The sequence below is a fragment of the Psychrobacillus sp. FSL K6-1267 genome, assembly GCF_038003265.1.
Lineage (GTDB): Bacteria > Bacillota > Bacilli > Bacillales_A > Planococcaceae > Psychrobacillus > Psychrobacillus faecigallinarum.
Genome location: NZ_JBBOOR010000001.1, coordinates 3,512,102 through 3,529,326, shown reverse-complemented (window position 1 = coordinate 3,529,326; position 17,225 = coordinate 3,512,102). Strand labels below are relative to the sequence as shown.

Below are 17,225 nucleotides of genomic sequence, written 5' to 3'. Positions count from 1 at the left end.
TGATTCACCTAAGTGTCTAGATGAGTAAACTCACATAGTAATAAATTGAAGACTGGCCGACTTCCTTTTGGGTCTGCCTCTCTTTTTTTCTATAAACCTAACGGGGGTGAGACGATGAAAAAGCGTTTTAAAATTACAGCTCAGGAAGGTATTCATGCTAGACCGGCTGCGTTATTAGTTTCAAGTGCTGCGTCTTGTCGGTCATCAATGGAATTGAGTTTCAATGGTAAGTCAGTAAGCTTGAAGTCAATACTTTCAGTTATGACCTTATCTATTCCTGTAAATTCAACCATTACTATTTCTGCTGACGGCGACGATGCTGCTGAGGCACTAGAAAAGCTAGCTGAAGTCATACTTTCTCATGGGATTGGTGAACTATGCGAGAGTTAAAAGGGATTCCAGCTTCAACTGGTGTCGCGATTGCAAAGGCGTATAGCTTTGTAGAACCAATTCTTTCATATGATCAAAACCATATCCAGGAGGCAGAAATAGAGGTAAATAGACTTAAAAACAGCATTGCTAGTACAAAGGAACAGCTCCAGTTAATATATGCAGCAACTCGTCAACATTTGGGAGAAGAAAAGGCTGCTATTTTTTCTGCCCAGCAGCTCGTTTTAGAGGATCCTGTTTGGATTGCGGCTATTATTGAACAAATCAATGAAGGGAAAAATGCAGAGACAGCTTTAACTGAGATTACAGACATGTACAGGGCGATGTTCCTCGCACTAGATAATGATTACATGAAAGACCGAGTTATAGATATTCAGGATGTCTCAAAGAGACTACTTGCCGACTTATTAGGAGTAAAATTGCCTGATTTGAGCTTGATAGATTCTGAAATAATTATAGTAGCAGAGGACTTGACTCCCTCGGTAACTGTTCATTTGAACAAGCAATATGTTAAGGGAACTATCACTAACATTGGGGGGACTACTTCTCATTCAGCAATATTGGCTCGTTCATTAGGAATTCCAGCAATTGTAGGTACAAAAACAGGGACCTTTGATATCGAAGATGGTACATTGCTTATTATAGATGGTGAAGAGGGAAGAATAATAATTGATCCACCAGAAGACGTAAAAATGTTTTATCTTACTAAACAAAAGGTATTAGAAGAAAGAGAAGAATTGTTGAGAAATTACTTTTCCATGTCTAGTGTTACGATGGACGGGCATCAGGTTCATCTTGTTGCAAATATTGGAGCTCCTGAGGATGGAGAAACAGTTCTTTCTGAAGGTGGGGAAGGTATTGGTTTATTTCGCACCGAATTTATGTACATGAATCGCAATAGACTACCAGATGAGGAGGAACAATTTGAAGCTTATCAAGCTGTAATTTCCAAGATGGAATACAGACCTACCGTGATTCGAACAATGGATATTGGTGGAGACAAGGCATTGCCTTACTTAGAGCTCCCAAATGAAATGAATCCTTTTTTAGGTTATCGAGCTATCCGGATTAGTCTAGATAGGCAGACAATTTTTCGTACACAGTTGCGAGCTCTCTTAAGGGCAAGCAAATTCGGAAAGTTAAAAATTATGTTTCCTATGATTTCCACACTGGAGGAGTTTAGGACTGCGAAGTCAATTCTATTTGAAGAAAAAGAAAAGCTTTTAAATGCAGGAGTTATTGTATCGGAAGACATAGAAGTTGGGATGATGGTGGAAACGCCTGCAGCTGTAATGATTGTGGATTTATTCGCTCAGGAGGCTGACTTTTTTTCTATCGGAACAAATGACTTGATACAATATATGTTTGCGGCGGATCGTTTGAATGAACAAGTATCCTATTTATATCAACCATATCATCCTGCAATTTTAAGAGCAGTTCAAAAGGTTGTAGAGGCAGCACATCTTAACGGAAAATCGGTAGGTGTTTGTGGAGAAATGGCTGGTGAGCAAATTGCTATACCTCTTTTACTTGCATTAGGCGTGGATGAGTTGTCGATGGATCCTTCGGTTATTTTGAAAGCTAGGTCACAAATAGCTAAATTGAATCACGAAGAATTAAGGAAGCATATGCAGCACATATTAACATTGGCAACGGATAAGGATGTAACAGAATATGTAAAATTACATCTCCTGTAATCTTACTTCTTTTCTTTTGCCTCTAAATATGTAATGATGAAATATCAGGTGGAAAAACTTGAACAGATTAGATCATTGTTAGGAGGAGATTGGAATGGAAGAAAACACTGGTAAAGTTGAGATTGGCGATATTTTTACTGTTATAGATGAAAATGACCAAGAACAAGATATTGAGGTATTAGGTTTGTTGGAAATTGAAGGAGATACTTATGCAGCTGTTGGCTTTGCGGATGAAGTACAAAAAGAAACAGATGAAGATTTCGATGTATTTTTCTTACGTATTGAAGGCGAAGACGAGCTAGCTAACATTGAAAGCGATGAGGAATTTGAAAAAGTATCAGCGGCATTTATGGCTGCTGAAGCTGAATAATTTTCTTTTCTACCCCCACTTAAACAGTGGGGGTTTTTTATTTATAAAATTATTGATAATAGTACCTTTCAAATAGCAGTATTAACTATACTCTATCCAAATATTGTTCATTCACTTATTGGATTAACTTATCATAAACCCCACGGAAAGCGTCAGCTTAAAGCCAATTATATAATAGAAATTATGAAAAATAATTCTTAAATGTAATTTCTTACAATTTGATACAATAAAGATAGAATTGTATATATATTTCAATTGTTTAAGGAGGAGAACCGGTGAAACATGCACTTGTAATTGGTGGCACAGGAATGCTAAGAGAAGCAACTCTACGACTTCAAGAAAAAAAATTCAACGTAACAGTGGTCGCAAGAAATCAAACAAAGATGCAAAAACTTTTAGAGGAATCCTCAGGAGCACACACAATTACACCTTTATATGTGGACTATAGCAATGAGCAGCAATGGGAAGAAGAGATACAAAAGCTTATAAAGGAAAAAGGAGAAATTGATGTAGTTATTGCATGGGTTCATTCATATGCAAGCAAAGCTTTACCAACTTTAATAAAAGCAATGTCTAAGTGGGAGCACAACTGGAAGCTCTATCACATATTAGGGAGTAGTTCGAATGTGGAAGAGACTAGAAACGGCCTTCCAATTTCACAAAATTGCTCATATTATCAAGTCCAGTTAGGATTTATGCAAGAAGGCAATACATCCAGATGGCTAACACATTCAGAAATTTCGAAAGGTGTAATAGAAGCGATTACGAGCGATCAAGAAAAACGCTCATTTCAAATAGGTCAGATAGAGCCGAACTGAGAATATAAAGCATAAAAAAACAATGAAGAAAGAGAAGAAGTGTTATGTCTAATAACTCTAATCAAATACGAGCAGACCTAGTTCCAGATTGTCAAAATTGTTTTGGACTATGCTGTGTTGCTTTACCATTTGAGGCTTCCTCTGATTTCGCCTGCAATAAAGACGGAGGAAGACCTTGTCGGCATTTACAGTCTGAATATCGTTGTGGTATTCACAGTGAGTTAAGAAACAAAGGATATCGTGGCTGTACTGTTTTTGAATGCCTTGGAGCAGGACAGAAAGTATCTCAGCAGACCTTTAAAGGAATGGATTGGCGAGATAATCCTAACATAGCTAATCAGATGTTTCTTGCCTTGCCAATTATGCAACAGCTACATGAAATGCTTTTATATTTGTCGGAAATTCTTTCTTATGATAAAACATCTTCTTTACACAAGGATGTCCAAGTATTGATAAATAAAACAGAAGAGTTAACATCCTTGGAAATAGAAAGTCTTTTAACGGTGAATATTCCTTTACATAGGGTGCTTGTAAATGAAATCTTGATAAAAGCAAGTGAATTAATACGCTATGAAGCAATGAGATATGGCAGCAAAAATAAAAAAAATTCCCAGCTTTCAAAAAGAGGAGCAGATTTAATTGGGGCTAAGCTTAAGCGAGCGAATTTAAGAGGTGTCAGTTTTAGAGGCGCATACCTTATTGCTTCTGACTTACGGGAAGCAAATTTACGAGAAGTCGATTGGATAGGAGCAGATTTAAGGGATGTAGATTTAAGTGGAGCCGATTTAACTGGTTCGTTCTTCCTCACTCAAATGCAAATTAATGCGGCAAACGGAGATATTTCTACTAAGCTACCCGACAGACTAAAAATTCCTACTCATTGGAGAAAATAAAATTGTTTGAAGAGTATAATTTGAGATTGATTGATAGGGTCACCATATTAATATTTTGTCGGGTAAGTATATAGCTTTATTGCGATGTATCAATAAATATACAAACAAGCCCAATAAAAAAATAGCTGCTGCTAGAAAACTAAAGATACGATGCATAAATCATTGAAGAAAGGTGATGATAAATAGAAAGAAAGGATGATCCATATGGAAGATTATAAATTTGCGGAACTAGATAGCGAGCAATTACAAGAGCTAAGTGAACTGGAAGAAAGGCTTGGCGTTACTCTGATCGCTTATAATGCTGCTTTACACGAACCTACTATTATAAGTGATCAATCATCTCCTATAACTTAATGTGGTAAATGAAGGGAACATTTTCTAACTAGAATTTGTTCTTTTTTTATATAAGTCAAAGGATATAATATTTTTTTTAGTAATAAATAGAACGTACGTTTCATACAATGTTGTAAAAGGAGGAAACGGGCTTGCGTATTTTGGTATTAAAAGCTTTAAAATATCATCAATTAGTAGAGATGATTTATATAAAGGATAATGGGGAAATTAGCAAAAGAAGAATAAAGGTAATAAGTATAAAAGCTGATTCATTTCAAGCATATTGCTACTTAAGAAAAAAAAAGAGAACCTTCAAAATGAACAATATTTTGGCATTTGTCCCTCTAACAGAAAAAGAAAAGTATGTAATATAAGAAATGCTTAAACGATAGTATAAATGGCTTTCAAAAAACAAAAACTAGAAATAGGAGCAATTAAAAAAATTGCTCCTATTTCTAGTTCTTACTTTAAAAAAGTAGAGTGCATATTGAATGCACTCAGTCAATATTTGGATATAAGTGAAGCGTTTACGTTTGTTTGTCTATTTCCGTCATCGTTTGATAGTGTAACGGGCAGGTCAAAAATATGGTTTCTTAAGGTTACTAATGCACCTCTATTCAAGAAAACAATTGCCAGACCGCTATTTTGCCTTGTACCACGTGTCTCATAGTATTTTGGGATTGGTTTTCCATTAACGAATATTGCAGTCGGTTAATTTTATTTACTTTAACCGATTAAGCTCTGCATTATCCTCTTTAGACTGTGCCTCCTTAAATCTGTTTAATATTGTGTAAGAAAGACTTAAGTAGACCGACCTCTTATTAGGAACTGTTCGTTCCGTGAGTATAAGAAAGCATGTGTAAAGTAGAATAACACAGCCTCATTTTTTTCCTTAACATCAGTAGCCGCAGAAGTGCCAGTAGTTCCTCGACTACCTTTGAAACAGCAGCAAGGATAATTATCACATCCTAACAGCATTTCCATTAAAGGAACTTGTAAATTCATTTTCACCCCCTCTGTCACATCCTATTATTTTTTAATGTGTTGATAGAGGTCAAAGGACTACTTGTCTAAATTATTTTAAAGAATAAAGACCTTTTTTAATAAACTCCATACATTGGTTTATATTTTGTGATATTTCCTTGTAGTAAGTACTACTTTAAATTATATATTTAAAGAGTTAATCATTTTATGCTATTTGATAAATTCTTTTTGAAACATTTACTTACTATTCCTTCTTCATTAATGACCTTCCTTTCCTCCCATATATTTAGAAGTCGTCGAGTGTAATGGTATTGCTTTGACATAAAACAATACATATAATAATATTCTTTTATAATAGATGGAAAATTCGGTAAAAGGAGGGCGTGTAATGGACATCACAAAAGAGTACGCTAGAAAGCTAGATAAAGAGGACACCCTGAAAAAATACCGTACAGAATTTTATATTCCTTCTGGAACTGTCTATATGGATGGGAATTCATTGGGGCTGCTTTCGAAAAGGGCTGAATCAGCAGTATTATCTCTTCTCGACTCATGGAAGAATTCAGGCATTGATGGTTGGATGAAGGGGCAGCATCCTTGGTATTATTTTGCGGAAAGGCTGGGAGGGATGTGTTCACCGTTAATTGGTGCTATGGAAGAGGAGGTCATCATTACCGGTTCTACCACCTCAAACCTTCATCAATTGATAGCTAGCTTTTATAAGCCCCATGGCAGCCGAACGAAAATATTAGTGGATGAATTGAATTTTCCTTCCGATTTATACGCGGTTAGTAGTCAGCTGGCGCTTCATGGATATGATCCAAGCGAGCATATGAAGATAGTAAGAAGCCAAGATGGCATGCTATTGGAGGAAGTGGATATTATCCAAGCAATGACAGAGGACGTGTCATTGATTGTTTTGCCGAGTGTACTTTACCGCAGTGGACAAATATTGAATATGAAGCTGTTAACAGAAGAGGCTCACAAAAGGGATATTTTAATTGGTTTTGATCTTTGTCACTCCATCGGAGCTATTCCACATGCCATGGATGAATGGGAAGTTGATTTTGCCTTTTGGTGTACATATAAACATTTAAATGGAGGACCAGGGTCAGTCGGAGGATTATATGTTAATCGTAAACACTTTGGAGTTGGCCCAGGACTTGCTGGTTGGTTTGGGTCAGATAAGGATAAGCAGTTTGACTTAGACATTAAAATGACGCCTGCTACTCAGGTCGGCTCATACCAAATAGGGACACCACATATTTTGAGTGCAGCCCCATTGTATGGTTCTCTTCAAATATTTCAGGAAACTGGCATAGCACGAATTAGGGATAAATCATGGAAACTAACAGAATATATGCGTTGTTTAATAGATGAACTGCTAAGTGAATATGCATTTCAGAATGTCTCTCCACTGGAGCAGGAAAGAAGAGGAGGACACTTATTTCTAATACATGAGGAAGCGGCAAGAATTTGTAAGGCATTAAAGGAAAAAGGCGTAGTTCCTGACTTCCGTTCCCCTAATGGCATTCGTTTGGCTCCGGTTGCTCTCTATAATACCTTTGAGGAAGTATGGGAGACCGTTCAATTTTTAAAGGAGATTATGGAAAAAGAGGAGTATTTGAAATTCGAAAATAAACGAGAAGTAATTGCCTAGGAAGGAGTGAGGAATTGTCCGAACAATTTGCTAAACAAGAGGATAATAATTCAAATGAAAAGGGGATTCATACTAACTTTCAGCAGGATATGACCTACGGTGAATATCTTCAGTTAGATACTATTCTGGCTAGCCAAAAAACCTTATCTACTCATCACGATGAAATGCTATTTATTATCATTCATCAAGTAAACGAGTTATGGATGAAGTTAATCCTACATGAGCTAACTAGTGCTATACAGGCTATTCAAGCTAATAATCTACAATCCGCCTTTAAAATGCTAGCGAGAGTAACGAAAATACAATCACAACTTATCCAAGCATGGGATGTGCTGTCTACATTGACCCCTGCTGAGTATTTAGAGTTTAGGGATCATTTAGGTAAGTCCTCTGGATTTCAGTCATATCAATATAGGCAGATTGAGTTTGCTCTTGGCTATAAAACAGCACATATATTAAAAATTTATGAAAAGGACACGAAGCTGCATGAACAGCTAGAGAAGGCATTTCATGCACCGAGCATTTATGATGTCTCGATTGAAGCTTTGTCGAGGGGCGGTTTTTTCATAAATCCTGCTCTTCTGAATAGAGATTATTCTATAACGTATTCTGGAGACAAGTCAGTGGCAGATGCATGGAAGACTGTGTACCAAAATGTCGATCAGTATTGGGATCTTTATCAATTGGCTGAAAAGCTTGTTGATATTGAGGATTGGTTACAGCAATGGCGTTTTCGTCATATGAAAACAGTGGAGAGAATAATAGGCTTTAAGGTTGGGACTGGTGGTTCATCTGGCGTCAATTATTTGCGCAAGGTACTCGATCATCGATTTTTTCCGGAGCTTTGGGAACTTAGAACTGACTTATAGGAGGAAGAAAGATGTCTAAAAGATGGATAGACATTACACAACCGTTAACGAACCAAATTGCAACATGGCCGGGAGATACTCCTTTTTATTTTGAAGTGGCTCACACAAAGGAGCAGACAGGCTCTGTTAATATAGGTCAGATAACAGCTAGTGTGCATACTGGAACTCATGCGGATGCACCTTTTCATTTTAATAGTAGTGCGGCTACGATCGAACAGTTAGATGTTAATCATTACATTGGACCAGCCAAAGTAATAGATGTAACTGGAATACCATGGGTTGGTCAAGAAGAGTTAATGAATTTTGACCTAGATGGAGTTAGGCGGCTAATCTTAAAAACAAAAGAAAAGGTTCAAGTTGAAAAATTTCCAGAGGATTTTACCTTGTTAAAAGAAGATATTGGTGAGTTTCTACAGAACAAAGGAATATTCCTGTTAGGCTTAGATATTCCCTCAGTAGATGCAGCTGATAGTAAAGATTTACCGATACATCATGCGCTATATAGGAATGGGGTACACATTCTAGAGAACTTATATTTGCAGGATGTATCTGCTGGAGACTATGAATTGATCGCTTTGCCATTAAAAATTGTTGGAGCAGATGGAAGTCCTGTTCGTGCTGTTTTAAGAAAAATGTAAGTGGATAATGTTTATATGTAGTAAAAAAAGGATGGATAAAGCTGTTCCGCTTTTATCTATCCTTTTATTTTCTCGTAACGACAGTAAAATGTATGAACAATGGATGGCTGATTTCCGCTTTAGGTGGGCGCTTTCCGAAGGGTGAGCAATAAGCCCACTGAAGTCGTAGTCAGTCGCTACAATCATAGAGTGCAGCAAGAAGAAAGTAACAAGGTTGACTCTAACTTAATTATTTAAAGGTTTTTCTTAACAATCCTGTCTTAAAATTTATTAGGAAATTGTTTTACGACTCCATTTGATAATGTATCAGCTAGCTGGATGATATGATTTAACCCCTTATCTAAAGCAACAGTAGATGCATCCCAATCTTTTGCCAGTCTTGCCGTAACATCCTCTGTTATTAAAGCTAAATGCATTTCCAACATTTCCTTTAATTCTTCTTTTGGCCAATTTGGGTTGGCTTTGCTAAGGAATTCGGCTATGTCGTCAGCATTTTTATACCACTCTTTATTGTATTTTTCCAAATCAGCTTGGTTACCTCTTTTTGCCGCATCCACTACGTTTCCGGCAATGAGGATATGGTCCTTTAACAGCGCAGTCAATTTATCGCCTGTAGCTTCTCCATAATAAGTCTTGAAAGCATTCCCAATGTCCTCCTGATTTTTTAATAACCTCGCTAGTACATTTTCTTGATCGTCCAGACCTTCCAAAGCGCTCACAATATAAAGCCTAGTCCACATGACATGTTCTGTCCAAAGCTTTCTTAAGTCACCCTTCAATTGACATGCTTCTTGGCTAAAACACTGTTCTTGGGATCCGGTTTCAGCTTTTGTAGTTAATGGTGAAACAATCAAAGCAATAGACATAAACAATAACGCTAACCTCAAAGAATGTTTTTTCATACTATCTGCTCCTTTTGAAAGAATTAGAAAAATGTCTTTATTACTTTGGTTTTTTTCTCTAATTTTATCCTTCTTTGCAAAAAGAGTACTTAAGCTTTATTCTTAAGTACTCCTTTTGCTATATTTAAAAGAATTAACCACCAAGGGAATCCTGATAGTCAATCACTTCGATCAGAAATAACTTCAACTATAAATGCAAAAATTATAGACCTTATTCTTCAGTTGTTTTTTCTCTATCCAAATTTGACAATCCTGTAAACTATCAGAGAAAATCACCTAGAAGAGTGAGAGAAATCATACTCTATCCTGTATTTTCTGTTTATACTTAAGATAACATAGTACGTAAAAAGAACAGAGGAGTGAGCTTTTTGAAAAAGATAGTTGTAGTTGGTGGTGGAATTACTGGACTTTCTGTGATGCATTATTTGCATCTGCTTAAAAATGAAAAAGCTTTAGATATGGAAATGACTTTAGTGGAATCGAATGATTATCTTGGAGGAAAAATTCATTCAGTTTATGAGGACGATTTTATCATGGAAGTTGGTGCAGACTCCATAGTAGCACGTCACGAATCAATATTGCCCCTTGTGGAGGAACTTGGTTTACAAAAAGAGCTAGTATATAACGCAACAGGAATTTCCTATATTTATACTAATAATGAGTTGCATGCAATACCAGCAGACTCAGTTTTTGGAATCCCTACAAGTGTGGAATCGCTAGAAAGTAGTTCACTTGTTTCTGGAGAAGGAAAGCAGGAGGCACTGAAGGACTTAGAGCTAACTAACGAAAGCTTTACAAAAGAAGACTCAATTGGTTCGTTTTTAAAATACTTCCTTGGAGAAGAACTAGTAGAAAAACAAGTAGCTCCAGTATTATCAGGCGTATATTCAGGTGATTTGGACAAGCTAACATTAGAAACAACTTTACCCTATTTAATTGATTATAAAAATAAGTATGGCAGCATCATTAAAGGGCTTGGGGCCAATAAGGAGCAATTCCAAAAATCTGCTAACAAAAAATTTATTTCATTTAAAAACGGTTTATCTACACTTATTAATCAAATAGAAGATGAATTAAAGGATTCTAAAATTATAAAAGGTGTTCATACAAAAAAAATTGAGAAAAAGGGGGGAAGTGAGTACAGCGTATATCTGTCAGACGGACAAATAATAGAGGCAGATTATGTAGTGCTGACCACACCTCATCAAGTTGCACAAGAAGTGCTAAATAATGAACAACTGAATGAGGACTTCAGCAAGTTTAAAAATTCTTCGTTAATCAGCATATATCTTGGTTTTGATATATCCGATGAGCAGCTGCCGGCAGAGGGGACTGGTTATATTGTTTCGGAGAACTCAAATGTGAAATGTAACGCTTGCACATGGACTAGTCGGAAATGGGAGCACACCTCAAAGAATAACAAGCTATTAGTCCGTATGTTTTATAAGAGCACTAATCCAGAGTTTTCAAAGATGAAGCATATGAGCGAGGAAGAGCTTGTAGAAGTGGCAATGCAAGATATTCAACATAGCTTGAAGCTTGATGGGAAACCTCAAGTAGTTGAAGTAACGAAATGGAATGATTTAATGCCAAACTATCATATGGCGCATGCGGAGGCTATCAAATCTATTGAGAAAAAAATGTCTACATTATTTCCTCAAGTCATACTTGCTGGTTGCTCATATTATGGAGTTGGTATTGGACCTTGCATTAAGAATGGGAAAGAAACAGCAAAACAAATTATTGAAAAATTAAGTTGAACACTTTAAAAAAGGACGTTTGTTAGAAGGAGGAATCCTTCTACAAATGTCCTTTTTAAGTTATTATTCGTACATACTTTAGAAAACTCTAGAACTCCAGTATGAATAGTAGTTAGCGTACAAGTGCTGAGCCGTTCTTTGCCTTTTTCAGTTGAACGACAATAATAATGCTTATAATCACGAGTAGAAACCAAGAGCTAATCTTCCCAATATGAACGATGGACCACACTTGTTCTTGGTTAGGGTATTGCCAAGCACCTAAAAAGGTAGTGATATTCTCAGCGATCCATATGAAAAAACCAATTAACAAAAAGGATAAGACGATTGGCATTTTATAAACCTTTTCCTTTACTCGAAAGCTGACGACAGTCCGGAAGAAAACAATAAGTAAAAGAGCCTTTAAAAACCAGCGTATATCGAAAAAGTAATGATGTGTAAAAAAATTAAAATAAATAAGAGCGCCAATAATTGTAGCTGAAATAGAAGGTGGCCAATGATAGATATGTAAGTCAAACCTTCGCCAAGCTTGACAAATATAACTTGCGACACTTGCATACATAAAACCGCTATAAAGCGGTACTCCCCCAATTTTGCTGTATGCATTCTCTGGATATGACCAAGATCCCATATAGGTTTTAAAGAGTTCCAATGCTAAACCTATTACATGAAATAGACAAATGACTTTAAACTCATCCCATGTCTCTAACTTTGAAATTAACATAAATATTTGGCCAGCTATACAAATAATAAGTATGAAATCATAGCGCGGCAGGTAGGGTATAGAGACTATCTTAGAAAGAGCTAAAGCTCCAAAAATAATGACAGGAAATATGCATGAAATTGCTTGTAAATAGCCAAAATGTATAAAGTTTTTCACGTTCTCGCTTACCTCCTCTATGTAGAATTTTTTAAAGTTGTTATGTATTTTGCATGAAAGTAAACATGCATTATAGAAGGAGACGAAAAGTAATAATGTAAGTTTCCAAGAGAATAATAGTATATAAGGACTATGTTATTTGTATAATACTTAGAAAAAACTCCTACCTAAGGAACGAAATATGAGGTATAATATTCATCGTGAATTGGAACTATATAAAATAGCCATTATAGGGGAAAGTTCGATAAAGGAGAATATGTGTGACTACTGATAATATTAATGTAGATAGAAGAGTGAGAAGAACAAAGAAGATATTCAAGTCTCATTTTATAGATTTAGTGAAAGAAAAAGGATATAAAAATGTTACGATAACAGATGTTGTAGACAGAGCAGACTACAATAGAAGTACTTTTTATATATATTATAAGGATAAAGAAGATCTTGCCGAGGAGCTTGTCAAAGAAACTTTAAAGGATCTAGAATATGCCTTTCACAGTCCATTTTTAGGAAGTTCGGTAGTTGATTATGGTAAAATTATTCCTACCTCGAATGCTTTTTTCAGACATTTATATGATCATAGAAGGGTGTACAGTCTTTTATATATATCAGACACTATACCAGGCTTTCAAGAGAGTTTTTTAAATAAATTTAAGAAAATATTTTATGGTATTACTTATTTAGACCAGTCTAATGAAGTCATCGGGATTAAGCATTTTAATACTTATAAAATGTATGGGTCGTATGGAGTAATATTAGAGTGGCTAGAGGGAGAGTGTATAGAAACACCTGAAGAAATAGCAGATACACTTTTAGAAATATTTAAAACATCGGAGAGTGCCTTTAAGCTAGAAAAGACAGCTATTAGAAAATAGCTGTCTTTTTTGCTATATAAATATAGGACTTCTATATCTATTGCTCACTAAAGTATCTTTTATGAGCAAAAAAGTGGGCTAGTAACTAATGTCACTACCCACCTCTTTGGAAACTATATATTATATTTTCTTTTCTTTCTCAGAATCCTCAAGCTTTTTATCATCTTTTTCTTCATCATTGATGATGTCTCTTGTAGAAGTTTTAAATTCTTTTAAAGTTTGACCAACTGCTTTTCCTAGTTGAGGCAGTTTGGAAGGACCGAAGATAACTAAAGCTATAATTAAAACGAGTATTAGACCCGGGATACCTATATTTGGCATATTGTTTCCTCCTTGTCTGTAATATAAATGTTGACGCATGTTAACTATAACACATCATTACAGAAAAATGGTCTCTTATAGCTTCGATTCGTTGACTCATCTATACCTATATAAGAGATTACACTAATTCTTTTGATTTTGTCGCTGATACTAATTGTCCGCCACCGTTTTTAAGGTATTGTACCATACCTTCTGTTGCTCTATAAGTAAGGGCAGCAGCTGTTGGGGTGGGATTAGTCGGTCCAAAGTGAGGGAAAGCAGAAGCTCCACACACAAATAAGTTTTCAGCGTCCCACATTTGAAGATAATTGTTTACTGCAGATGTTTCTGGATTGTCTCCCATGATTGCTCCACCAGCGTCATGCTGGAATGTGAATCTTCCGCCAAAATGTTCGGCCATAGGGATTACATCTATAATGTCAGCACCCATTTCTTTTACTACATCCGCACATTTCTCTACTAGGAATTCGTTACGCTTATGGTCCTCCGCAGTATAGTCGAATGTAACACGAATTAATGGATCACCATTATCGTCTTTATAAACTGGATCTAGATCAAGGTAGTGATTTTTATTCGGTAAAATGGCTCTTTGAGAAACAACGGTTACATTTCTATGGAAGTAATGTAAAGAGTTTTTCTTGAATTCTTTACCCCAAGTTGGTGTTCCAAAAGGAGCAGGATTGTTAGCAATTGGTTCATTACCGAATAAGTGCATTTCAATTTGTCCACCATGGATAAACTCAACTCCATTATGGTCGAAATTATCTGCATTGAAATCGTTAAATGCAGAACCTAAAGAGCCAGTACCGATGAAGCTATTGAATTTCTCTTCTTCAAAGTAACCGATTGCTCCAGTAATAGTATGGTGATCTGTGTAGTTCTTCCCGATAACCCCGGTGCCTGTTTTCGGATTATAAGGCTGCCCGATACCAGACAAAAGAAGTAGGCGGACGTTATTAAATGTATAGCTTGTTAATGCTACTACGTCAGCAGGCTGTTCAAATACTTTACCAGTTCTGATGTCCTTATACAATACTCCAGTTGCTTTGCCATTCTCATAAAGTACACGAGTTACTAAAGAGTGGGTACGCAATTCAAAGTTACCTGTTTTCTTAGCAGTAGGTATAACTGTAACGATCGGATCTGCCTTAGCTCCGTATTCACAGCCATAGTTACCACAGAAAGAGCAGTACTGACAAGCGTTTAGTGTTTCCCCATCTGGATTTGTATATGATTCGGATACGTTTGCTGTAGGAACGACAAATGGGTGATGACCAAGTTTTTCAGCAGCTTCATGAAACATCTTCATTTGTTTTAGTTTCTTTAATGGTGGTGTTGGATAGTCAATTGAACGGGGACCCGCTAAAGGATCTACCTCCCCAGAAATACCAGCCATTTGTTCAAACTTGGAATAGTAAGGTTCTATTTCATCATAGGTAATGCCCCAGTCTTGAATAGTTACATCTTTTCCGATTTTACCTTCTCCATATTTTTCAATGGTTTTACTGCGAATTTCAAAATCGTAAGGGAAGTAGCGATAAGTTTGTCCACCCCAGTGGGCACCACCGCCGCCAGTTCCAGTACCAACAACTAATGCTGACTCATCGCGAACTGGACGAGCTTCGTCATTTAAAGTGTTTCGAAAAGTAATAGTATCCTTGTTTAATTTTTGCATTAACTCTTTACGAACGTTGTACTTTAATTCATCATGTCCGTGCAGATAATCCTCAATAGATCTTTCAACTCCACGTTCAAGACCGACCACTTTATAGCCTGCTTTTGTTAGCTCAGCAGCAACTATTCCGCCTGTCCAACCCATACCAGTTGTTACAACGTCCACCTTTGGTAATTTTGTAACCATAACCTTAGTAACCTCCATTTTTTTAATAGCTTAGTGTTTATGTCCACCTAGACTTACAGGTGGTATTGATACGAATTCTTCTTTATCTAAATAGGCAGTGTACGACATTTGAGCTCCTGGGAATTCTTTCATCTTCCAGCCTGCCATATCCTTATTTCCTCCATATAGTGGATCAGCGAAACATCCTTGAAGTGTTGCAGATCTTAATGAATTAAAGAATACTGCAGAGTTGATAAATTGCATTTCTACTTCACCCATTTGGAATGCAGTTAAGATAGCAATTTGTTGTTCTTCCGATAGATCTTTGAATAGTGCTCCTTCATGCTGCTTCTCTGAAACCTCGTTTAGCTTGCGAACTCCTTGTAAAAAGATTTCACTGTTATCTAAAGGAATTTCTCCAGCCTTAAATGGACCTTTTCTATAGTCATCGGCATTACTTCCCCATGGGCTAGCTAATTGTTTATCGATAAAATACGGTGCTCCTAAAGCAATTGCTCCTGGGCCATGCTCATCTTCTGGATAGATAAGCTCAGTAGCAGCTGCAAGTGCGTCGAAATCCTTTTGACGAACAAAAAACTGGCGTGTCTCGCTATAATCAACTGACTTATGAGCTGTTTCGACTCCAGATTTAGTAGTACTTTCTTTTCCGCCAACTAAGCTACCAATAGCTCCACCTAGTACTAAGCCTCCGACTGTAAGCCCTGAGTTTTTGATAAACTTCCGTCTCGAAGAACGTTTATCTAAAAAAGTTTCTTTGTTTTCTTGTTCTGACATATTTGTAAACCCCCTATTATAATTTGATTAATGGAATATTGAATGCCAATTGTAGATTAATAAAAATAAGCCTGTAAAAACTAGCAAACTGGCAATGAAATAGATTTGTACTTTTTCTGCCCAGCAAAGAACAATAATAGCTAAACCAATACCTGCGCCTAGTAATGCAAACCATGGGAAAGAACTATTAGAGAAATGAAGAAAAAGTGCAAAATCTGCTACTAAAAATAGAGCAAGTAGTACGTTATTTAATAAAACTAGTTCTTCTCTATTATAATTAGACATTATTATCCTCCTATATAAGACAAAATTTTCTTTAATATACTATTTCACAAGAACTATGTAACGAAAGAATTTTATCAATAATAAATATAATCTACAATCATTAATAAATTGATATTTGCCTACCTACACAACAGATTCTTTCTATTTGTCTAATTTTTAAATATAATTAATTATAATTTCGATTGTATTGCCAATAAATTCAAAAAATACATCTTAGGTCTTAGTTGATTTCCTCCTGCAGACTGTTCAGTAAGTTCTCTTAAATAAGAGATGATGAAGGAACAAAAAGAGAGCATCTTGTTGATGGGGTGGAAAAGTGGAGAAGACGGTCTATATTATATTAAGTGACACAAGTACATGGTTTTCTAAAATGATTGGAATGTATACGGGAAGAAACAGAAATCACGCGTCGATTGCCTTTGATGAGCAATTGAATGAGATGTATAGCTTTGGTAGAAAACAGAGATATAACCCAATTAATGGTGGCTTTGTTCAAGAAAACGCGAGGGGCGGGGTGTTTAAAAACGCCAACTGTTCTATTTTTCAATGCAAAATATCTTTAAGTGAATTTGAGCAAATGCAAAACAGAGTACTTGCATTTCGGGAGGAACAAGATAGGTATAAATATAATTTGCTTGGTTTGTTTGGAATTGCCCTTCGATTGAAAATTCATCGGGAGAATGCATATTTTTGTTCTCAATTTGTAGCTACGATTATGAATGAATCTTCTACTTTAAGCATAGACACCCCTACTTATTTAGTTCAACCACATCATATTGCAGAGCACCCAGCGCTTCAACTGATTTATGAAGGACAATTTCAGTATTATTTATTAAATAACAATTTAGGTGATGCATCTAAGTGGAAGGAACTTGCATATTAGCTACTTCCTTTCTCCTTTGCTAGAATATTTACTTTTAC

At 36.1% G+C, this 17,225-nt stretch carries 20 protein-coding genes; 13 read left to right on the top strand and 7 right to left on the bottom strand.

The features are described from left to right. Positions 1-114 precede the first annotated feature (114 nt). From MHB55_RS18095 to MHB55_RS18065, 7 genes are all read left to right on the top strand, one after another. Positions 115-390: an HPr family phosphocarrier protein gene (locus tag MHB55_RS18095; RefSeq protein WP_144540764.1), complete on the top strand. Its 276-nt coding sequence runs from the start codon at positions 115-117 to the stop codon at positions 388-390. After that, on the top strand, positions 378-2,087 hold the full coding sequence (gene ptsP / locus MHB55_RS18090) for a phosphoenolpyruvate--protein phosphotransferase (RefSeq protein WP_340863784.1): 1,710 nt from the start codon (positions 378-380) through the stop codon (positions 2,085-2,087). The genes MHB55_RS18095 and ptsP overlap by 13 nt, the downstream gene beginning before the upstream one ends. A 94-nt stretch (positions 2,088-2,181) precedes the next feature. Continuing rightward, complete coding sequence (locus MHB55_RS18085) at positions 2,182-2,457, top strand: DUF1292 domain-containing protein (protein WP_151112651.1); 276 nt, start codon at positions 2,182-2,184, stop codon at positions 2,455-2,457. Between the two features lie 275 nt (positions 2,458-2,732). Further along, the gene (locus MHB55_RS18080; RefSeq protein WP_151112653.1) at positions 2,733-3,275 is read left to right on the top strand and encodes an SDR family NAD(P)-dependent oxidoreductase; all 543 of its coding nucleotides are present in this window, start codon (positions 2,733-2,735) and stop codon (positions 3,273-3,275) included. A 44-nt stretch (positions 3,276-3,319) separates the two neighbouring features. Continuing rightward, the gene (locus MHB55_RS18075; RefSeq protein WP_340863783.1) at positions 3,320-4,168 is read left to right on the top strand and encodes a pentapeptide repeat-containing protein; all 849 of its coding nucleotides are present in this window, start codon (positions 3,320-3,322) and stop codon (positions 4,166-4,168) included. Positions 4,169-4,363: 195 nt separating this feature from the next. Further along, complete coding sequence (locus MHB55_RS18070; protein ID WP_340863782.1) at positions 4,364-4,522, top strand: hypothetical protein; 159 nt, start codon at positions 4,364-4,366, stop codon at positions 4,520-4,522. Between the two features lie 131 nt (positions 4,523-4,653). Next, positions 4,654-4,875 carry a transcriptional regulator gene (locus MHB55_RS18065; protein WP_151112657.1) on the top strand — a complete coding sequence of 74 codons (222 nt, stop codon included), beginning with the start codon at positions 4,654-4,656 and terminating at the stop codon, positions 4,873-4,875. 427 nt (positions 4,876-5,302) lie between these two features. Here the strand turns inward: MHB55_RS18065 and MHB55_RS18060 are convergent, their stop codons facing one another. Then, the gene (locus tag MHB55_RS18060; protein WP_151112658.1) at positions 5,303-5,506 is read right to left on the bottom strand and encodes a hypothetical protein; all 204 of its coding nucleotides are present in this window, start codon (positions 5,504-5,506) and stop codon (positions 5,303-5,305) included. 367 nt (positions 5,507-5,873) lie between these two features. Here MHB55_RS18060 and kynU point away from each other — a divergent pair, with 367 nt between their 5' ends. From kynU to kynB, 3 genes are all read left to right on the top strand, one after another. Beyond that, positions 5,874-7,145 (top strand): kynureninase, encoded by a 1,272-nt coding sequence (kynU, locus tag MHB55_RS18055; protein WP_340844833.1) that lies wholly within the window; start codon positions 5,874-5,876, stop codon positions 7,143-7,145. Between the two features lie 89 nt (positions 7,146-7,234). Beyond that, positions 7,235-8,014, top strand: a complete 780-nt coding sequence (gene kynA / locus MHB55_RS18050) for a tryptophan 2,3-dioxygenase (RefSeq protein WP_151113849.1) — start codon at positions 7,235-7,237, stop codon at positions 8,012-8,014. An 11-nt stretch (positions 8,015-8,025) separates the two neighbouring features. Next, positions 8,026-8,652 (top strand): arylformamidase, encoded by a 627-nt coding sequence (gene kynB / locus MHB55_RS18045; RefSeq protein WP_340863781.1) that lies wholly within the window; start codon positions 8,026-8,028, stop codon positions 8,650-8,652. Positions 8,653-8,912: 260 nt separating this feature from the next. Here kynB and MHB55_RS18040 read toward each other — a convergent pair whose 3' ends face one another. After that, positions 8,913-9,554 carry a glycosyltransferase gene (locus tag MHB55_RS18040; RefSeq protein ID WP_340863780.1) on the bottom strand — a complete coding sequence of 214 codons (642 nt, stop codon included), beginning with the start codon at positions 9,552-9,554 and terminating at the stop codon, positions 8,913-8,915. Positions 9,555-9,922: 368 nt separating this feature from the next. On the opposite strand from MHB55_RS18040, the gene MHB55_RS18035 reads away from it, so the two are divergent. Beyond that, positions 9,923-11,314: a protoporphyrinogen oxidase gene (locus MHB55_RS18035; RefSeq protein ID WP_191697843.1), complete on the top strand. Its 1,392-nt coding sequence runs from the start codon at positions 9,923-9,925 to the stop codon at positions 11,312-11,314. 112 nt (positions 11,315-11,426) lie between these two features. On the opposite strand, the gene MHB55_RS18030 is transcribed toward MHB55_RS18035, so the two are convergent. Further along, entirely contained in the window at positions 11,427-12,191 is a 765-nt protein-coding gene (locus MHB55_RS18030; protein ID WP_340863779.1) for a DUF817 domain-containing protein, read from the bottom strand. A gap of 260 nt (positions 12,192-12,451) precedes the next feature. On the opposite strand from MHB55_RS18030, the gene MHB55_RS18025 reads away from it, so the two are divergent. After that, a complete protein-coding gene (locus tag MHB55_RS18025) occupies positions 12,452-13,063 on the top strand; it encodes a TetR/AcrR family transcriptional regulator (RefSeq protein ID WP_340863778.1) in 612 nt (203 codons plus the stop codon). 120 nt (positions 13,064-13,183) lie between these two features. Here MHB55_RS18025 and MHB55_RS18020 read toward each other — a convergent pair whose 3' ends face one another. The 4 genes from MHB55_RS18020 to MHB55_RS18005 form a co-directional block, all read right to left on the bottom strand. Continuing rightward, a complete protein-coding gene (locus tag MHB55_RS18020; protein WP_144540803.1) occupies positions 13,184-13,384 on the bottom strand; it encodes a twin-arginine translocase TatA/TatE family subunit in 201 nt (66 codons plus the stop codon). 118 nt (positions 13,385-13,502) lie between these two features. Then, positions 13,503-15,245: a GMC family oxidoreductase gene (locus tag MHB55_RS18015; RefSeq protein ID WP_340863777.1), complete on the bottom strand. Its 1,743-nt coding sequence runs from the start codon at positions 15,243-15,245 to the stop codon at positions 13,503-13,505. 30 nt (positions 15,246-15,275) lie between these two features. Next, positions 15,276-16,019, bottom strand: coding sequence for a gluconate 2-dehydrogenase subunit 3 family protein (locus MHB55_RS18010; protein ID WP_191697840.1), 744 nt, complete (start codon positions 16,017-16,019; stop codon positions 15,276-15,278). Positions 16,020-16,046: 27 nt separating this feature from the next. Next, positions 16,047-16,304 carry a hypothetical protein gene (locus MHB55_RS18005; protein WP_144540811.1) on the bottom strand — a complete coding sequence of 86 codons (258 nt, stop codon included), beginning with the start codon at positions 16,302-16,304 and terminating at the stop codon, positions 16,047-16,049. Between the two features lie 316 nt (positions 16,305-16,620). Here MHB55_RS18005 and MHB55_RS18000 point away from each other — a divergent pair, with 316 nt between their 5' ends. Beyond that, complete coding sequence (locus tag MHB55_RS18000; protein ID WP_144540814.1) at positions 16,621-17,187, top strand: hypothetical protein; 567 nt, start codon at positions 16,621-16,623, stop codon at positions 17,185-17,187. The last annotated feature ends 38 nt before the right edge of the window (positions 17,188-17,225 follow it).

Coding starts and splice junctions, on each gene's coding strand:
- kynA (WP_151113849.1), top strand. CDS start 7,235: ATGACCTACGGTGAATATCTTCAGTTAGATACTATTCTGGCTAGCCAA.
- kynU (WP_340844833.1), top strand. CDS start 5,874: ATGGACATCACAAAAGAGTACGCTAGAAAGCTAGATAAAGAGGACACC.
- MHB55_RS18005 (WP_144540811.1), bottom strand. CDS start 16,304: ATGTCTAATTATAATAGAGAAGAACTAGTTTTATTAAATAACGTACTA.
- MHB55_RS18020 (WP_144540803.1), bottom strand. CDS start 13,384: ATGCCAAATATAGGTATCCCGGGTCTAATACTCGTTTTAATTATAGCT.
- MHB55_RS18040 (WP_340863780.1), bottom strand. CDS start 9,554: ATGAAAAAACATTCTTTGAGGTTAGCGTTATTGTTTATGTCTATTGCT.
- MHB55_RS18085 (WP_151112651.1), top strand. CDS start 2,182: ATGGAAGAAAACACTGGTAAAGTTGAGATTGGCGATATTTTTACTGTT.
- MHB55_RS18075 (WP_340863783.1), top strand. CDS start 3,320: ATGTCTAATAACTCTAATCAAATACGAGCAGACCTAGTTCCAGATTGT.
- MHB55_RS18060 (WP_151112658.1), bottom strand. CDS start 5,506: ATGAATTTACAAGTTCCTTTAATGGAAATGCTGTTAGGATGTGATAAT.
- MHB55_RS18010 (WP_191697840.1), bottom strand. CDS start 16,019: ATGTCAGAACAAGAAAACAAAGAAACTTTTTTAGATAAACGTTCTTCG.
- ptsP (WP_340863784.1), top strand. CDS start 378: ATGCGAGAGTTAAAAGGGATTCCAGCTTCAACTGGTGTCGCGATTGCA.
- kynB (WP_340863781.1), top strand. CDS start 8,026: ATGTCTAAAAGATGGATAGACATTACACAACCGTTAACGAACCAAATT.
- MHB55_RS18070 (WP_340863782.1), top strand. CDS start 4,364: ATGATCCATATGGAAGATTATAAATTTGCGGAACTAGATAGCGAGCAA.
- MHB55_RS18015 (WP_340863777.1), bottom strand. CDS start 15,245: ATGGTTACAAAATTACCAAAGGTGGACGTTGTAACAACTGGTATGGGT.
- MHB55_RS18095 (WP_144540764.1), top strand. CDS start 115: ATGAAAAAGCGTTTTAAAATTACAGCTCAGGAAGGTATTCATGCTAGA.